This is a genomic window from Arthrobacter globiformis, from assembly GCF_046536215.2.
In the GTDB taxonomy this organism is placed as follows: domain Bacteria; phylum Actinomycetota; class Actinomycetes; order Actinomycetales; family Micrococcaceae; genus Arthrobacter; species Arthrobacter globiformis_E.
Genome location: NZ_CM143421.1, coordinates 2,850,458 through 2,867,446, shown reverse-complemented (window position 1 = coordinate 2,867,446; position 16,989 = coordinate 2,850,458). Strand labels below are relative to the sequence as shown.

Below are 16,989 nucleotides of genomic sequence, written 5' to 3'. Positions count from 1 at the left end.
AAACGGGTCCGGTGGCTGACGGCTGATGCCGCCGGCCACCGGACCCGGTGGTTAATGCTGGCTCTACTTGTTGGCTACCGCCTTGGGACCTGCGGTGCCGCCGAGCGTGGATTCAACCCACACGGTGCCCGGGTTGGTGGTGCCGGCGGCCGCGTTGCGGAGCCGCAGCGTGTAGACGCCGCCCGTTGCCGGTGCCACGGCCGCGGTGACCGCTGCCTGGCCGAGGACCCGGCCGGTCGGTCCGCCGACGCGGATGGTGACGGTGCCGCCGACCGCGGAGCTGGTGCCGTCGATCCGGAGGTCGCCGGTCTTCCACTGGGCGACGCCGATGGTCACCCGGTCCGTAACCGGTACGACCTTGACTTCATCGGTCCGGACCGTCGTGCCGACAGTTACGGTGAGCCGGAACGTGAGCGCGTTGTTGGTCATCGGGGTCCTGAAGACCGGGAGGCTGAACGTCGGCTTGAGCGTGGTGGCCCCGTTGAGCGTGACCTGGTCCGGATCGGTGGCGCCGCTCAGGACCTGCTCCCACTTGTAGGTTGCCCCGGTGGTGGTGGAACCGGTGCCGTCAAGGGTGACCGTGGTGGCCGTGGTGCGCCGGACAACGTTCTGGTCCGGGCCGGCCACTGCGACGACGGCGCCCTGTGCGGTGACGGAGGTGGTCTTGGCCGATTCGGGGCTGCTGCCGTTGGCGTTGCTGGCCTTGATGGTGAACTGGTAGGCGGTGTCTCCCGCGAGTCCGTCGTAGACGAGGGACGTTGCCGTGCCGGCTGCCGTCTTGGGGGCGCCGAATGCCGTGCCGTCAGCGGTGTACGCCTGGAGGGTGTAGCCGGTGATCGTCAGGCCCGGGGCGCCGGGATCCGGGGCGGTCCACGTCAGTGTGGCCGTGCCCTGGCCCACCACGGGTGCACCGGAGAAGGCGGGTGTGGCGGGAACAGGATCATTCGTGACGGTGAAGACGGCCTGGCTGATGGTGGAGACGTTGCCCGAGGGGTCGAACGCGGCAAACCGCAGGGTGGTGGTGGCCGGGATGTCCATCGGGCCCGTGTAGCGGATGGCCGTCGCGCCGAGGACGCCGCCGGAGAGGACCGGATCGGAACCGTCGGTGGTGTAGTAGATGTCGCTGCCCGTCTCGTTGGAGGTCAGCGTGACGCGCTGGGCGACCGGGGAGGTGCCGCCGTTGGGGGTGGCGGATACCGTCGGAGCCGTGGTGTCCGTCACCGGGATGGCGTGGGCGGCGGGGTAGGTCTCGCCGACGCTGCTGACGCCCACGACGTACACGTCGTAGTCCTCGCTGGCGGTGAGGCCGGTGATCGTGGTGCCGGTGGCGGCCTGGCCGGAGATGCGCTTGCCGATCTCCACCTGCTCGTTTGCGGTGACGGTCTTGGCGACTGCAACGGCACGGTAGCCGGTGATGGCCGGGGTTCCGGGGATGGCTTCCGCCGGCGTCCAGTTCAGCTTGATGCCGCCCGAAACCTTGGCGGCCGTGATGCCGGAAGGTGCGGGGGGACCGGACTGCAGCGGGCCGTTGGGGCAGCCGCCCATGCCGGGGCCGCCGGGCTCGCCGTACTCGGCGATGGTCAGGCCCTGCCGGTTGGCGTCTGCGTCTTCGAACTCCCAGGCCATGGCGCGCTCGCCGAGTCCTGCGTTGGCGGCGATTTCGGCGGTGGCGGCGTCGTCGAAGTTGTAGGTGGCCGTGAAAGTGTCGCCCAGGACTTCCAGCCCGGAGGAGTAGCCGCCCTTGGGGGCCGGGGTAAGCGGGCCGGGGACGGCGCGGATGTCGCGGCGGGCCACCGTGGTGTCCCTGAGTGCCGGCTCAATGATGCGCTGTTCCAGCTGGGCGGGGTTGACGCCCGGGCCGATGTGGCCCTTGACGGTGAGGGTGGTGCCGCTGAGCGCGGCATCGCCGGTCACGTAGGTGTCCTGGACAGTGGTCTCGCCGGCGGCTGTGGCGCCGAACCGGAGCGAGACGACGTCGCCGGGGAGGATGTCCGGGGTGACGTTCAGGCCGGTTCCTGCTCCCCAGCAGTACCCGCCGGGGTGGTTGACTTCGAAGGCCACATCGCCGGCCGCGACCACGCCTTGCGCGGAGCCGATGATCTTGCCGGCCCGCTTGACCTCGACGGTGCCGGTCTGCCCGAGGTGGTCCTGGTAGCCCTCAAGGGTGACGAAGTCGCGGTTGGGGAAGACGACGATGTTGTCCGGGAAGGTGGGGACGGCGGCGCTGGCGGCTGGAATGGCGAACATGGAGGTTGAGCAGATGACCGCGGAGACGGTGGCAAAGACACCGGCTCTGCGGGCGCCGTGAGAAGTGTGCGCTCCCGGCTCGCTTTGTGCTGATTTCATGATGACCTCATCGATCCGAGGTGCGCGACCTTCACGCACAATCACAGAATCAAGAAGGCCCCTTGGGGAAACGCTGTGCGGTTTGGCTCGGAGAAACATGCCGCAGCACCGGATTGACCGTACTTTTTGGGCCCCCCACGTGGAGGGGCCCATGAGGGCGACGCGGGTGGTTTGCCCACGTCAGCGCTGGCATTCCGGGCGTTTAACCGGCCGGAGGACGTGCACCCCGCAGAGGGGTGGGAACCCCCACTTCCCCCTGTGCGGGGGGATCAGGTTTCCGGTTTTCCCCAAGGGGGCGGCCGGAAACCGGGCCATTCTCAGTTTTGGCGTGCCTTTTTTGCTGCCTTCTTGGCAGCCTCGTCCTTGACCCGCTGGGCCTCGGCGCGGACGGCGGCGTGCGTGGCCCGCTCGGCGACCAGCCATGCGGGGGGAGCCTGCAGCAGCGCGGTGATTTCCGCCGTCGTCAGCGCCTCTTCGACGCCGCCGCGGGCCAGGCCGCTGATGGAGATGTTGAGCTTCTGCGCTACGACCGGGCGGGGGTGCGGGCCGTTGCGGCGCAGTTCGGCCAGCCACTCCGGCGGGTTGGTCTGCAGCTCGGCGAAATCCGCGCGGCTGATGGTTGATTCCTGGAACTCCTGGGGCGTCGCGGGCAGGTAGATGCCAAGCTTCTTGGCAGCGGTGGCCGGCTTCATGGACTGGGAGTTAGCAGAGGTCATGCATTAAGGGTATCCGGCCGGGCCGGTTCCCCCGACCAGGCCCGGGAGCCTACGCGCGCCGCGCTGTGGGTGCCGGTGGCAGTACTGTGAAGGTGTGCCCGCTGAAGATGACCCCGCCCTGGACCCGGCCGCGCCGGAGTCCCCGCCGCGCGAGCTCCGCTTTGCCTACGTTGCCGGCGTGACGCCGGGGAAGTGGATCCGGCGCTGGGAGGAACGGATGCCGCACGTTCCCCTGCGGTCGTTCATGTCCGACGGCGGCACGCAGCTTTCGGTGCTGAGTGACGGTTCGGCGGACCTCAGCTTTGTCCGCCTGCCGGTGGAGCGCGAAGGCCTGAACGTCATCCCGCTGTACGAGGAACAGCCCGTGGTGGTGGCACCCAAGGGCCACGAGATCACCGTGTTCGAGGTCGTTGCGCTGGAGGACCTGGCCGAGGAAACCTTCCTCGACGCCGATGAGCTGGGCGGGCCGGAAACGGCCCTACAGGTGGTGGCGTCCGGCGCCGGCCTGCTGATACTTCCCATGTCCGTGGCGCGGCACTTCAACGTCAAGGACACCGTGGCCCGCCGGCTCACGGGGGCGCCGGGAACGCAGATCGCCCTCGCCTGGCCCAGCGATGCCACGGACGAGGTCATCGAGGAGTTCATCGGCATCGTCCGCGGCCGCACGGCGCAAAGCTCACGGCAGCCGTCCGCCCGGCAGGAGAAAGAAAAGAAGGCTCCCAAGCCTGACCGCCGCGGCAGCGGTGCAGGGGCAGCCGGCAAGAAGCCGAAGATCGCCCAGCGCTACGCCCCCAACCCGGACAAGGGCCGGGGCCGTGGCTCGCGGAAAAAGGGCAAGCGGTAGCGCCGTCCGCAACGTGTGCCGACGGCGCTACCGTTTATTGCTGGCGCTTCAGCTGTTAGCGGGTGCCGGTGGTGAAACTCCAGGCTGTGCTGGCCAGGGGAGTGCCGGCCACATCCCGTACTGCCGCGGGTCCGCCCGTGATGGTGGCGGTGTACCTGGTGCCCGCAGCAAGCGTGGCTGCCGGGTTGAGGATCCACTGGTTGGTGGTCCCGTTGCGGGTGACGGAGGCTGCCACAGCGGCGCCGGTGGCGGCGTTCTTCAGCGTGAAGGTGGTGGTGCCGACGCCGTTGACGGGCTTGCTGAACGTTGCCGTGATGTTGGCCGTCCGCAATGCCCCGGTGGAGTTCACGCCAGGAGCCCGGGAGGACACGGTGGGGGCGGCGCTGGTGGTGAACCGCCAGCTGGTCGAGGCCAGCGGCCGGTTGGCCAGGTCGCGGATGGTGGCCGTGCCGCCGGTCAGGGTGGCGGTGTAGGTTGTGCTCGGGGTGAGCAGGGCGGTGGGGTCCAGCGTCGCCCGCCGGGTGGCCTGGTCGTAGGTGACCGTCGCCGGGATCGTGGCCCCGGCGGCGTTCTTCAGCGTGAACGTGCTGCCGGAGACGCCCTGGACGAACTCACTGAAAGTGGCGGTGACATTGGTTCCGGTACCCACACCGGTGGCGGCCGAGGCGGGTGCCCGGCCCGTGACGGTTGGGGCCACCGTGTCGGCCGGTCCGATCTGCACGGTCCGGCTGGCGACTGCGCTGACGTTGCCGGCGGCATCCGTTGCGCGGACGTTGAACACGTACGTCCCGTTGGCCTGCGCATCCCAGGTCTTGGGTGCCGCGCAGGTGGGGTCCCAGTCGGTGTTGCTCGGCAGCAGCTGGCATTCAAACCTGGCACCGGCTTCGCTGCTGAAGTTCAGCGTGGGCGTGTTGTCGAGGGTGGGGGTTGACGGAAAGGGTGCGATGACCGAAGCCACCGGCGCGGCGCTGTCCACGGTGAACGTCAGCGTCGGGGAAATCAGGAACTGCGGAACGCCTGCCGGCACAACTCCGGTCAGCGGGTCCGGGACGTAGGCCGGATTGGCGGTCCGGGACTGAATCCTGTGGACGCCCTGGCCGAGCGGTGCCAGCCGGGCGGAGTAGTTTCCGCCGGCCAGGGTGGTGGCCACGGGGGTTGCCGCGCCGTCCACGATCAGCTGCACGGGTGCGGTGCTTCCCGCGGGCAGGGCCCCGGTGAAGGTGGGCGCCGTGACGTTGGTGATGTTGTCCGTGGCGGAACGTCCGCTGTCACTGGCTGCCGCCAGGTCCGGGGTGGCGGGGGCGCCGTCGGACCCTTCAGCGATCAGTCCCTGCACGGTAAATGTGCTGACGGTCAGGGTGTTGATCCCCGGGCCGCCGGCGTTGGGGCCGGTGATGACGACGGCGTTGGTGCCGGAGGGTGCGCCGGTGACCGCCCGTGCTGTGTTGATATCGCCCAACGTGCCGGGCGCGGCGCCGACCTGGCGGAGGAAGGTGGCCGTGCTGCCGGCCTTGTAGTCGCCCAGGAAGGCGGCGCCGACTCCGGCCCAGTCGCAGGGTGCCGTGGGGCTGGGCGCGCACACGCCGGAGTCGATGGTGGTCTTGATCCTGCCGAGGGAGGCGTTCTTGGGGTCAGGCGCGGCAGTCAGAACGTTCACGCCGTACGGGTGGGTGATGGTGTATGAAGCATTGGGGACGAGGTTGTCTACGAGGAAACGAAGCCGCGCGAATCCCATCTGCTGGCCGGGTTCCACCACGCCGTTGGTGTGGGCGCCTTCGAGGCCTGCCTCATAGAGCCTGAGGTTGCCGCCGGTGGCGGACGCGTTGAACCAGAACGCCTCCTCCGGGAAGTTGTCCGGATACGACGCCGGTGCAGCGGGGTCCGGCGGCTCGGAGAGGCACCCCGCGCCTGCCATGTAGCAGAGCTGCAGCTTCACCGTGCCATCGGAAAACCAGGTGGGAAAGCCGTTGGACGGATCCACGGGTCCCACCCCGGCAGTGGCGGCGCTCGCCGGCACCGCGGCCAGCGGCGACAAGGCGGCGGTCAGCAGGGCGGCGGTGGCAGCGGCTGCCAGTCCGCCCCTGGTGCGTGTGCGGTGGAATTTCGGAAACATGGTGACTCCTTCGGTGGTCAAGATGGCCCCCAGAACCTCTTAGGCCAGACCGGGTGATTTCCCCCGGCCACCGCAAGCTTCAAATAAAGACCTTGGATAAAAGCCCGGCAGGTCCACCCTCAAACGAGCCCCCGTTCACCCTTGTGGGGGGACTACCCCGGCGCTTCCTTGGCCCCCGCAGTCGCGGAGGTGCGCCAGCAGTGCCTGTTCCGGGCGTCCGGGGTTCGCGCCAAGGTGCCGCAGCAGCGCCATCCGGACGTCCGTGTCCGTGGCCTCGTCGGTGAGGACATGGCTGATCACGCCCATGATCTGGCGCCGAAGGCCTTCCTCCTGCATGGGACCACGCTCCTTTGCTCCTCAGCCCAGTCTGCCGCCGGTCCGTTGTGAATAACCGGGAGCCTGCACGCCGGTCCGCAGATGCGGCGGCCATACCGAGGGGGCCGGCCGCCGCTCCCACCTATTCAGGTGGGACGGGCGCCCGCCGGCGCTGCTTCCCAAGGTTTTCTGGAGTCACGCGGCGCACCATGGCTGTGTTTCCACTTTTGGCCGGCGTCAACGCCGCCGCCGAGGCCATAACAACCAGCTGGGAGGACGTCATGGCAACAACACGGAGGGACGTGTTGAAACTAAGCCTGTTAGGCGGCGCAGTCGCCGTCACAGCATCAAATGCGGGGCCGGCGCTCGCCGGTGTCCCCGGCAGTGTCTCCGGGCGCCGGGGAGCGGACGATGTTGAGACGGCGATCACCACGCCAAGCAGGCTCGCCCCGGCAAACATGCCGGTTCCGTTTACCACCGTCTTCCGGCGGCCGCCGGAACTGCTTCCCTACGCCACTGGCCGGGACCGCGACGGCACGCCGTTTGCGAAGTATGCCCTAAACCAAAAACTGGGCAGGGCCCAGATCGCGAGGGGCCTCAGCACCACCCTGGCGGGGTACAACGGCGTTTTCCCGGGCCCCACCATCCGCGTCCAGCAGGGAACGCGGAGCGAACTGAGGATCAGCAACCGCCTGCCCGCCACCGGCCTGCTGTACCCGAACACGTTCAACACCGTCACCCACCTGCACGGTTCCGCGTCGCTGCCCCAGTACGACGGGTACGCCAACGACCGCACCGCACCCGGCAGGGTGAAGAACTACCACTATCCGAACTGGCAGGCGGCGCGGACGCTGTGGTACCACGACCACAACCACATGCTGACGGCGCAGGGCGTCTACTCGGGGCTCGCCTCCATTTACTCGATCACCAGCGCCGGTGAGCGGGCGCAGCTGCCGCAGGGCGAGTTCGACGTGCCCATCCTGGTCTCGGATGTGATGCTGAACGCCGACGGGTCCCTCGGCTACAACGACAACGGCCACGCCGGCCTGTGGGGCGACATCATCATGGTCAACGGGGTGCCGTGGCCCACCATGAAGGTCAAGCCGCGCATCTACCGGTTCCGGTTCCTGGTGGGCTCGATCACCCGCTCCTACCGGTTCGCCCTGTCCAACGGCGACCCGTTCCATGTGGTCGGCACGGACGCCGGGATGACCCCGAAGGTGCAGGCGGTGTCCTCCTGGCGGCAGGGCACGGCAGAGCGCTACGAGGTGCTGATCGACTTCCGGAAGTACAAGCCGGGCCAATCCGTGGAGCTGCGGAACCTGAGCAACAAGAACAACGTGAACTTCGCCAACACCGGCAAGGTCATGAAGTTCCAGGTTGTAGCCGATTCCCCCGCCCAGCCCGGATCCCACACCATCAGCTCCATCCCCACCACGCTGGACCCCGGCCCGCACCCCACCAGGGCCATCGGCGGGCTGGACACCATGAAGCTGACCCCTGACATGGCCGTTGCCAAGAGAATCCTCCGGGTCCAGCGGCAGAGCGGTGAATGGACCATCAACGGTGAGACCTGGGACGACGTGGAGAAATCCAACTTCACCCGGTGCTTCGCCAATCCGCAGCGCAACCAGGTGGAACAGTGGACCATCGTCAATGAGTCCGGCGGCTGGTTCCACCCGGTCCACATCCACCTGATCGACGGCAAGATCATCGGCCGCAACACCAACGGCGGCAAGCCCTTCGCCTGGGAAGGCGGGCCGAAGGACGTCTTCTACGCGGGCGAAAGCGAGTCGGTCACGGTCCTCATGCAGTTCGACACCGGCAAGCACGTCGGCGGCCGGTACATGGTGCACTGCCACAACCTCGTGCACGAGGACCACGACATGATGGTCCAGTTCTCCGTGGGCGACCTGCGGAACAACGATCCCATCAACGCCGACAAACCCGTGCTGGAGACCCGGCCGGAGGGGTACTATGCGTCGAAGTACAAGCTGGCCTACCCGGCGGGGACGTGACATGAAGCGGACGCTCCTGATCGCACCGGCGGTGCTCCTGGCCTTCTCCCTGGCCGGCTGCACCGGCGGTGTCCAGGCCAGCCCCACGGCAAACCCGGCGCCCCGTCCATCCGCAAGCAGCGCCGCCGCCGCGGACCGGGTCCTCGCGCAGGCGGAGGAAGGCCAGGACCTGGGCAATGGGCGGCCCACCGTCAGCTATGACGGGCTGATGGTCCGGCGCAGGGTGGTGATCGCCGTCCATACCGGGCTGGACGCCGACATCGCCGGCATCCGCAAGCGGCTGGACGTCGCCGCCGCGGCTCGGGGCACCGCCCTGTCCGCCATTTCGCCTGATGTGCTGGAACCAGCTGTGCTGCAGCAGATGGTTCCGGAGGTCATCGTTGCCCTTCCGTCAACGGCCACGTCCGACGACGGACGGACCATTGTGCGGGCAGTCACCGAGGAGGACACCGGGAAACTGGGCGTGAAGAACTTCTACGTCCTGCCGGTCCTGGTGCATGACCTGCGCTTCAGTGTCGCCACGGCGGACCCCACCGCAGTGTTGGCCGCGGTGGACAGGGAGGGCATCGTCTCCGACGCACTCGGGAACTACAGCACCGTGGCCCAGAGCGGGCAGCTCAGCATCAGCTACACGGGCCCGCTGCTGGGAGACGAAACCGTGGAGAGCGTCCGCGCGGGCATCAGCAGGCAGGCGAAAGTTCCTGCCGCCGAGGTGACCGTCGGCCCAAGGTCGGCGTCCGGAACCGGCGTGGACATGGCCGCCGAGCCGCCGTGGGACGCGGAGCAGCTCGAGGGCCAGGCAATACATCCGCATACGGAATGATTAGGAGATAACAGTGAGGAGCATGTCCAGCCCCACCATCCGGGACGTTGCCGAACGGGCCGGGGTCTCACTGACGACGGTGTCCTACGTGCTGTCCGGAAGGAGCGGAGGCACCACCCGGATCAGCCCGTCGACGCATGATCGCGTCCTGGCCGCCGTCGACGATCTTGGCTACGTGCCCAACCAGGCGGCGCGGGGAATGCGCCGCGGCAGGACGGACCTGGTGGCCATCGCCATTGAGGACCTCGAATGGCCGGCGGACCGGGCGCTGGCCACGGCCGCCGCCGCGATACTTCCGCGGCACGGCTACCAGCCGGTCATCCTGCTCGGCCAGTCGTGGCGCAAGTTCATGCTGGCCGGCGGAGCCGACGGCGTGATCGTGGGCGTCCTGCCTTCCACTGAGGAGGAGGACTACGCCATCGCCGAGCTGACCAGGCGCGGCATCGCACAGGTGGTCATCTCTGAATCGGTGCAGGCCGAACAGGCGGTGGCGCTTCTCGTGGACCGGATGGCGGCATACGCGGCCAAGGCCGCGGAAAACCCGTCGTGGAAGCGGCTCAGCGGACATGCCCTCTTCGGCGGCGGTGCACTCCAGATGCTGAACGAGATCCTGTCCGCCGCCGGCGCGTTTGCCGAGCAGATCCCCGTTTTCTAGGAACCCGTCTTCCAGGGGCCGGGTGCCGGCGGCCGCGTAACAATCGGCACTTCGCCCTGCCCGGGTTCGGTGCAGGGCGCGGGCGGCTCCAGCCCGTCATGGTCCGTAGCCTGCCGCAACATCAGCCGCCGCCGGGGCCGGTTTCTGTCGCCATGCGTCATCCAGTGTCCCCGGAAGACGCCCGCCATTACGCACTGTTTACTCTGAAGTCCCTGCGCGTCCCCGGGCCGCCCATCCGCGGCGCCGGCCGGCAGGTTACGCCCCGTTTCCCCTCGTGACCGTGCCCTTCAGGCGGTGGTCCATCTCTGCTCTCATGGTGGACACCAAACGCCTTGAACGACCTGCTGAAGGGAAGCACGCCATGACCTCCGGAACCGGGCCGATACCGAAAATCAGCCTCCAAAACATCACCAAGAAGTTCACGGTGCGGCCTAGCAAGGACAACCCGGAAGGCGCTGTCCTTACCGCCCTGGACGGCATCTCCCTTGACGTCTCCGCAGGCGAATTCATCACCCTGGTGGGCCCTAGCGGCTCCGGCAAGACCACCCTCCTGGATCTTCTGGCCGGCCTCACCAGGCCGGACACCGGCCAGGTGCTGGTGGACGGCCGGGAAGTGTCGGGCCCGGGCCGGGACCGCGCCGTCGTCTTCCAGCAGTATGCGCTGTTCCCCTGGCGCACCGCCGCCGCCAACGTGTCCTTTGGCCTGGAAGGCGTGGGCAGCGACGGGAAGCGCTATACCCGCCGGGAGCGGGCCGAGAAGGCGCGGGAATACCTCGGGCTTGTGGGCCTCGGCGGGTTTGAAGACCGCTACCCGCACGAGCTGTCCGGCGGCATGAAGCAGCGCGTGGCCATCGCCCGCAGCCTGGCCTACGAGCCGGACATCCTGCTGATGGATGAACCCTTCGCCGCGCTGGACGCCCAGACCCGCGAGCAGCTGCAGACCGAGCTGCTCCGGATCTGGGCCACCACGGGCAAGACCATCATCTTCATCACCCACGGCATCGACGAGGCCGTGTACCTCGGCCAGCGCGTGGCCGTGCTCAGCTCCCGGCCGGGACGGCTGAAGGAAATCGTGGACATCGACCTCGGGGACCGCTCCGGTGACGAGGACGTCCGCTCCAACCCGGCCTTCGTGGAACACCGGCACAAGGTCTGGTCGCTGCTGCATGACGAGGTACGCCGTGCCCAGGAAGCAGGGCACGCAAAGATCCAGCCCGACGGAACGGCGCCGGACGAGACCAGGACCATCACCACCGGAAAGGCAGCCTGATGAGCACGCCAACACTGACCAAGGAAACGGAAACCCGCAGCGGTCCCGCGGCGGCCGCCGGGGAGGCAACAGCGGAGCGGACTCCGGCGCTGCGTCCCGGGCCGGGCAAGACACCGGCGGCCAGATTGCGCCTGTACGCCCTGCAGGGCGGCAAAGCCGTCTGGGGCGCCGGGGCCATCATCCTCTTCCTGCTGCTCTGGGAACTGGGACCCACCTACCTCGCGCCGGCATCGACGAGGGTGTTCCTTCCGCCGCTGCACGTGGTGCTCGAGGCGCTGGGCGCACTTATCGCAAACGGCCAGCTGCAGAACCACCTCGCCGCCAGCCTGAGCCGCTCCGCGAGCGGCTTCGGCATCGCCGTCGTCACCGCCGTGGCCCTCGGGCTGCTCGTGGCCTGGTACGGCGCCCTCGACCGCTTCCTCAATCCGCTGCTGGAGGTATTCCGGAACACGGCCGCACTGGCCCTGCTGCCGGTGTTCACGCTCTTGCTGGGCATCGGCGAGACGTCCAAGATCAGCATCGTGGCCTACGCCGCGTTCTTCCCGGTGCTGCTGAACACCATCGCCGGCGTCCGGACCGTTGACCCGCTGCTGATCCGGGCCGCCCGCTCACTGGGGCTGTCCAACTTCCAGCTGTTCCAAAAGGTGATCCTCCCGTCCGCCGTACCCACCATCTTCACGGGCATCAGGATGGCCGGCACGTCCTCCATCCTGGTCCTGATCGCCGCCGAGATGGTGGGGGCCAAGGCCGGGCTGGGCTACCTGATCGTCAATTCCCAGATGAGCTTCCTGATCCCGGACATGTACGCGGGCATCCTGACCGTGTCCCTGCTCGGCCTGGTGGTCAACTACCTGCTGGTCGCCGTCGAACGCCATTTCTCCCGCTGGCGGACCGCCGTCGGATCCCGGACCGCCTGACCCGCCCTCCCTACCCAAGGAACCAGACCATGCCTGAACGCAAGCTCCACCTGAATGCCTTCCTGATGAGCACCGGACACCATGAGGCGTCCTGGCGCCTCCCCGAAAGCGACAGCTTCGCCGGAACGCAGGTGGCACACTTCCAGCAGCTCGCCCGCACGGCCGAGCGCGGCACCTTCGACTCGATCTTTTTCGCCGATTCGCCCGTGCTGCACGGCGACGTGCGCCAGCGCCCCTACGGGACGCTCGAGCCGACGGTCCTGCTAAGCGCCATAGCCGCCGTGACCAGGCGGATCGGCCTGATCGCCACCGCCTCCACCACCTACAACGACCCCTACAACCTGGCCCGCAGGTTCGCCTCGCTGGACCACATCAGCGGCGGCCGGGCCGGCTGGAACGTGGTGACGACGGCTGGCGAGGCCGCCGCGCGGAACTTCTCCCTGGAGGACCAGCCCGCGCACTGGCGCCGCTACGAGCGCGCCGCTGAATTCCTCGACGCCGCCAGGAAGCTCTGGGACAGCTGGGAGGATGACGCTGCGGTGGGGGACAAGGCCGACGGGATCTGGGCGGACAGCTCCCGTGTCCACGCCATCAACCACACCGGCCGCTATTTCCGGATCCAGGGTCCCCTGGACGTGCCGCGCTCACCGCAGGGCCACCCCGTCATTGTGCAGGCCGGCTCGTCGGAGGATGGCAAGGACTTCGCCGCCCGCTACGCCGAGGCGGTGTTCACCGCGCAGCAGACCCTTGCCGAGGCACAGCGCTTCTACGCCGACCTGAAGCGGAAGACGGCCGCCGTGGGCCGGAACCCGGACCACATCAAGATCCTGCCCGGCATCGTCCCGGTGATCGGCTCCACCGAGCAGGAGGCGCGGCGGCTGGAGAAGCAGCTCGATGAGCTCATCCATCCTGAGCACGCGCGGAAGCAACTGGCCGGCGTACTGCGTGTCTCGCCGGAATCACTGCCGCTGGACGCGCAGCTGCCCGAGGACCTGCCGTCGGAGGACGCGATCGAGGGCGCCAAGAGCCGGTACACGCTGATTGTGGAACTCGCCCGGCGCGAACGGCTCACCGTCCGCCAGCTCATCGGCAGGCTGGGCGGCGGCCGCGGCCACCGCACCTTCTCCGGCACACCCGAGCAGGTGGCGGATGCCATCCAGGAGTGGTTTGAGAAGGGTGCTGCCGACGGCTTCAACATCATGCCGCCCGTGCTGCCGTCGGGCCTGGACGCCTTCGTGGACCACGTCATTCCGATCCTGCGGTCCCGCGGGCTGTTCCGCCGGCAGTACTCGGGGAACACGCTGCGTGAGCATTACGGACTGCCGCGGCCCGTTAGCGTCTTTGCCCCGGCAGGCGCCGGGGAAGCCGTCCCTGCCTAGGCTTCCTGCTGCGCGGGCTGTTCCGGAGTCCTGGCCAGTTCCTGCTGTTCGGGCAGCGGCTTGCGGGCCAGCCAGGCTGCGACGATGGCGCCGGAGATGTTGTGCCAGAGCGAGAAGACGGCTGACGGCAGCGCTGCCAGCGGCGTGAAGTGGGCGGTGGCCAGCGTCGCCGCCAGGCCGGAGTTCTGCATGCCGACCTCGAACGCGAGTGCCCTGCGCGCCTTGGCGTCCAGGCGGCCCAGCCTGCCGGCCAGGTAGCCGAGCCCGAGGCCGAAGCCGTTGTGCAGCACCACGGCCAGGAACACAATGCCGCCGGCGGCCAGGATCTTGCTGGCGCTTCCCGCCACCACCACCGCCACGATCAGGGAAATTACGACGGCGGACGCCCAGGGGAGCGCCGGCAGCGCCGTGGCGACGAGGTTCTTGAGGAACAGCCGGGCCAGGAGGCCGGCAACAACCGGCATCAGCACGGTCTTGACGATGTCCAGCACCATGCCGCCGGCGTCGATGGTCAGGAAGGAACCGGCCAGGAACAGCACCAGGACGGGCGTGACCACCGGGGCGATCAGGGTGGACACGCTGGCAACCGCCACGGACAGGGCCACGTCGCCCTTGGCCAGGAACGCCATCACGTTGGAGGCCGTGCCGGAGGGCGCGCAGCCAACGAGGATCAGGCCGACGGCGAGTGCGGGCTCCAGGTGAAGAAGGGTGGCGATCGCCCAGCCGGCGCCGGGCATGATCACATAGTGGGCCACGATGCCCAGCACCACGGCCCAGGGCCTGCGGGCAACAGCCGCGAAGTCCGGCGGGGTCAGCGTCAGGCCCATGCAGAACATGATGATTCCCAGCAGGTACGGGACGGCCGGCCCGAGGGGTTTGAAGGCGCCGGGAAGCAGGAACCCGGCAATGCCGGCTGCGAGCACCAGGAGGGGGAAGACGGTCACCGCGACGCGCGCAATCCTGGCTTCCGCGGCGAGGGCCGGGTTCAGGGGTGCGGCGCCGGCCGCCGTGGCCGGGGGAGCGGATACGGGGTCTTTTGTTGCCTCAAGCATTCAATAATGCTGGCACCGGAGCGTCGCAGCGGCCAATTCGTGACAGATGTCAGACAAATGTGTCGTTTCCCCGGGAAATTTCTGTGCGCCATGGCGGGACCCTGATCGCTCTCGGTGCGATACTGGATTGCACTGGATCGGCATTCAAGGGGACGGAATGATCCTAGACACGGCAACACTGCGGGTTGCCTTCGCAGCGATGGCCCTGGTCCTGGCGCTGCTGTTCTACTTTTCAACGTTCCGCAGCACCCGCTCGCCCTACAGCGCCTGGTGGTGCGCCGCCCTGCTCCTGTTCCTCTCCGGCTCCGCATCTTTCCTGCTCAACGGCACGCCGCAGCAGGTGTGGGCCAATCCGCTGGGCAACTTTCTGTTGGTGTCCGGCGCGGCGGGTGTCTGGGCGGGGGCCCGATCCCTGCGGAACCTGAAATACAACCTGTGGGTGTCCGTGGCGCTGCCCGTCATCGCCGGCGCCGCAGCCGGTGTCGACAGCCCGGGAACCAACACGTGGGCCGGAGGTGCTGTGTTCCTGGCCTCCATGGCCGTGCTTATCGGACTGGCGTCGCATGAACTGTGGCGGCTTGAACCCGGGTACTCCCGGGTGAGGATCCCCATGGCCATCGCGGCCGGCGGGGTGGCCTTCTTCTATTCCTGCCGCCTGGTGGTGTTCCTCATCCAGGGACCAAACGGTCAGGTTTTCACCACCTACTTCGGGTCCGCGGTGACCACCATGGTCACCATGGTGCTCCTGGTGGTGGTTTCCTTCAGCATGGCGGGGCTGAGCACCGAGCAGCAGACCCGGGCGCTGCGGACGGTCGCCACCCAGGACGGGCTCACCGGCCTGCTCAACCGCGGCGCTTTCCTGGAGGCGGCGGCCGAAGAGCTGGAACGCAGCAGGGCCGCCAACAGCGGCGGCTCGCTGATCCTCGCGGACCTGGACCACTTCAAGTCGGTCAACGACACCTTCGGCCACGCGGCCGGAGACCTGGCGCTGCAGGCGTTCGCCGAGGCGTGCAGCGCATCGGTCCGGTCCACGGACGTCGCGGGGCGCTACGGCGGCGAGGAGTTCATCCTGCTGCTTCCCGGTGCGGGCCCCAAGAGTGCCGAAATCATCGCGGGTGAAATCAGCAGGAGGCTGGCGGAGCAGCACATTCCGGAGCTGCTCCGGATGCCGACCGTCAGCTACGGCATCTCCACCTACAACGCGAAAACGGCAGACCTCGACGAGGTGATCGCGGCGGCCGACGTTGCCCTGTACGAAGCCAAATCGCAGGGGCGGAACCGCACCGTCAGGGGCTGAAATGGAACCGGCGCCCGCTTGGACCAGGCGCGGGATCATTAAAAGCAGGCACCGGATCCGGAATGCATGGGGGACAATCCGGACCCGGCGATCCTGACTCGCAGCCGGAGACTGCGGTCTTTCATCAGGCACAGCCAGTGTGTTCCGCCATCCTTGGAGAAAGGTGGGAGCACCTTGGGGGGGCCGTGTTCCGCCGCCCCCAAGGCAGCGGAACACGGCGGTTTTTTCGGTTCTGCCAGCCGTGCGCCGGCTAGGCCGCGCGGACGAACGTGACGGGACCCGTGGCGGTGAGCCAGGACAGCGGGTGCGCCATGGTGGCGTTGATGCCGTTCATGCCGCCGCTGATGACCTTGCCGGCGCCGGCGTAGATGCCCACGTGGCCTGACTGGACCACCATGTCGCCGGGCTGCGGGGTGGAGACCACCTTGCCGTGGCCCAGGAACTGCATCGGCGCGAGGTCACCCACACGGATGCCGGCGGCGCCGAGGGCCTTCTCCACCATGGCCGTGCAGTCCTGCGTGATGCCGATCTGGGAGTAGGCCGAGGCCAGCATGGTTGCGTTGACGCCGGCGGCAGCCTTGACGGGTGCCGCAGGGGCCGGGGCCGCGGCCTTGACGGTGACCTTCGGTGCGGGCGCGGCCGGTGCGGGTGCAGCCTTGGGAGCCGGGGCGGCCACAGGCGCGGCAGCTTTCTTTGCGGCAGGCTTTGCGGCGGCCGGCTGTGCGACGGCGACAGGTGCTGCCGCCACGGGGGCCGGGGACGACTTGACGGCGGTGCGTTCAAAGTCGATCTTGACGCCGGAGGCGGCGCTCAGGGGAGCCTGGACCTGGCCGGCTGTCGCGAAGACGCCAGCGGGAGCCTGGGCCTGCTGGGCCGGAGCGTTGGCGGCATTGGCCGCGACGGTGCCGGTGAAAGCCAGGCCGGATGCTGCAAGGATGGCCGCAGCACGGCGGCCAGAAATAAAGCGGAACGACATGAAGAAGCCTCTCCCGATGCCTGCGAGGTGAGCTGTCGGATTCGGATGGGAGGCACCCGGCCGCGGTCCTGAGCGTGGTCAGGAGCTGTGCGGCTTCACCCCAAGGCCTGCTTCGAGCAGGCCGAAAAGTGGTTTCCCCGTCTCTGCCGGACATGGGTCTTCGGTTGGTTCCTCGGGCTGCGGCAGAGTTAGGCAATCAGCGCGGGAGTGCCTCATCGGTGAAAAAGGCACGTTTTCCACCGTACGGGAGGCCTCATTCAATGTCACA

General features: G+C 68.4%; 14 protein-coding genes and 1 riboswitch. Of the genes, 8 read left to right on the top strand and 6 right to left on the bottom strand.

Translation table 11 applies throughout. From position 1 onward, the window contains the following. Nucleotides 1-63 precede the first annotated feature (63 nt). Together R5O87_RS12845 and R5O87_RS12840 are read right to left on the bottom strand one after the other, a co-directional pair. A complete protein-coding gene (locus tag R5O87_RS12845) occupies nucleotides 64-2,346 on the bottom strand; it encodes a fibronectin type III domain-containing protein (RefSeq protein WP_410554295.1) in 2,283 nt (760 codons plus the stop codon). 317 nt (nucleotides 2,347-2,663) lie between these two features. After that, nucleotides 2,664-3,062, bottom strand: a complete 399-nt coding sequence (locus R5O87_RS12840) for a DUF5997 family protein (protein ID WP_410554294.1) — start codon at nucleotides 3,060-3,062, stop codon at nucleotides 2,664-2,666. 94 nt (nucleotides 3,063-3,156) lie between these two features. Between R5O87_RS12840 and R5O87_RS12835 the strand changes: the two genes are divergently transcribed. Then, the gene (locus R5O87_RS12835; protein WP_410554293.1) at nucleotides 3,157-3,906 is read left to right on the top strand and encodes a LysR family transcriptional regulator substrate-binding protein; all 750 of its coding nucleotides are present in this window, start codon (nucleotides 3,157-3,159) and stop codon (nucleotides 3,904-3,906) included. Between the two features lie 55 nt (nucleotides 3,907-3,961). Here R5O87_RS12835 and R5O87_RS12830 read toward each other — a convergent pair whose 3' ends face one another. Together R5O87_RS12830 and R5O87_RS12825 are read right to left on the bottom strand one after the other, a co-directional pair. Then, nucleotides 3,962-6,019: an Ig-like domain-containing protein gene (locus R5O87_RS12830; protein ID WP_410554292.1), complete on the bottom strand. Its 2,058-nt coding sequence runs from the start codon at nucleotides 6,017-6,019 to the stop codon at nucleotides 3,962-3,964. 135 nt (nucleotides 6,020-6,154) lie between these two features. Next, nucleotides 6,155-6,355: a hypothetical protein gene (locus tag R5O87_RS12825; protein WP_410554291.1), complete on the bottom strand. Its 201-nt coding sequence runs from the start codon at nucleotides 6,353-6,355 to the stop codon at nucleotides 6,155-6,157. Between the two features lie 188 nt (nucleotides 6,356-6,543). Between R5O87_RS12825 and R5O87_RS12820 the strand changes: the two genes are divergently transcribed. The 6 genes from R5O87_RS12820 to R5O87_RS12795 all read left to right on the top strand — a co-directional run bounded on the left by R5O87_RS12820 (nucleotide 6,544) and on the right by R5O87_RS12795 (nucleotide 13,396). Continuing rightward, nucleotides 6,544-8,352: a multicopper oxidase family protein gene (locus tag R5O87_RS12820; RefSeq protein WP_410554290.1), complete on the top strand. Its 1,809-nt coding sequence runs from the start codon at nucleotides 6,544-6,546 to the stop codon at nucleotides 8,350-8,352. Between the two features lies 1 nt (nucleotide 8,353). After that, the gene (locus R5O87_RS12815; protein ID WP_410554289.1) at nucleotides 8,354-9,175 is read left to right on the top strand and encodes a hypothetical protein; all 822 of its coding nucleotides are present in this window, start codon (nucleotides 8,354-8,356) and stop codon (nucleotides 9,173-9,175) included. A gap of 22 nt (nucleotides 9,176-9,197) precedes the next feature. Then, nucleotides 9,198-9,830 carry a LacI family DNA-binding transcriptional regulator gene (locus R5O87_RS12810; RefSeq protein ID WP_410554321.1) on the top strand — a complete coding sequence of 211 codons (633 nt, stop codon included), beginning with the start codon at nucleotides 9,198-9,200 and terminating at the stop codon, nucleotides 9,828-9,830. Between the two features lie 361 nt (nucleotides 9,831-10,191). Then, complete coding sequence (locus R5O87_RS12805; protein ID WP_410554288.1) at nucleotides 10,192-11,100, top strand: ABC transporter ATP-binding protein; 909 nt, start codon at nucleotides 10,192-10,194, stop codon at nucleotides 11,098-11,100. Next, nucleotides 11,100-12,017: an ABC transporter permease gene (locus tag R5O87_RS12800; RefSeq protein WP_410554287.1), complete on the top strand. Its 918-nt coding sequence runs from the start codon at nucleotides 11,100-11,102 to the stop codon at nucleotides 12,015-12,017. The genes R5O87_RS12805 and R5O87_RS12800 overlap by 1 nt, the downstream gene beginning before the upstream one ends. 29 nt (nucleotides 12,018-12,046) lie before the next feature. After that, the gene (locus R5O87_RS12795) at nucleotides 12,047-13,396 is read left to right on the top strand and encodes an LLM class flavin-dependent oxidoreductase (protein WP_410554286.1); all 1,350 of its coding nucleotides are present in this window, start codon (nucleotides 12,047-12,049) and stop codon (nucleotides 13,394-13,396) included. Here the strand turns inward: R5O87_RS12795 and R5O87_RS12790 are convergent. After that, the gene (locus R5O87_RS12790; RefSeq protein WP_410554285.1) at nucleotides 13,393-14,448 is read right to left on the bottom strand and encodes a bile acid:sodium symporter family protein; all 1,056 of its coding nucleotides are present in this window, start codon (nucleotides 14,446-14,448) and stop codon (nucleotides 13,393-13,395) included. The two genes, R5O87_RS12795 and R5O87_RS12790, sit on opposite strands and share 4 nt — an antisense overlap. A gap of 157 nt (nucleotides 14,449-14,605) precedes the next feature. Here R5O87_RS12790 and R5O87_RS12785 point away from each other — a divergent pair, with 157 nt between their 5' ends. Beyond that, nucleotides 14,606-15,745, top strand: coding sequence for a GGDEF domain-containing protein (locus R5O87_RS12785; RefSeq protein WP_410554284.1), 1,140 nt, complete (start codon nucleotides 14,606-14,608; stop codon nucleotides 15,743-15,745). 250 nt (nucleotides 15,746-15,995) lie between these two features. Here the strand turns inward: R5O87_RS12785 and R5O87_RS12780 are convergent, their stop codons facing one another. Next, complete coding sequence (locus tag R5O87_RS12780; protein WP_410554283.1) at nucleotides 15,996-16,721, bottom strand: NlpC/P60 family protein; 726 nt, start codon at nucleotides 16,719-16,721, stop codon at nucleotides 15,996-15,998. A gap of 3 nt (nucleotides 16,722-16,724) precedes the next feature. After that, nucleotides 16,725-16,890, bottom strand: a riboswitch (cyclic di-AMP (ydaO/yuaA leader). Nucleotides 16,891-16,989 lie beyond the last annotated feature (99 nt).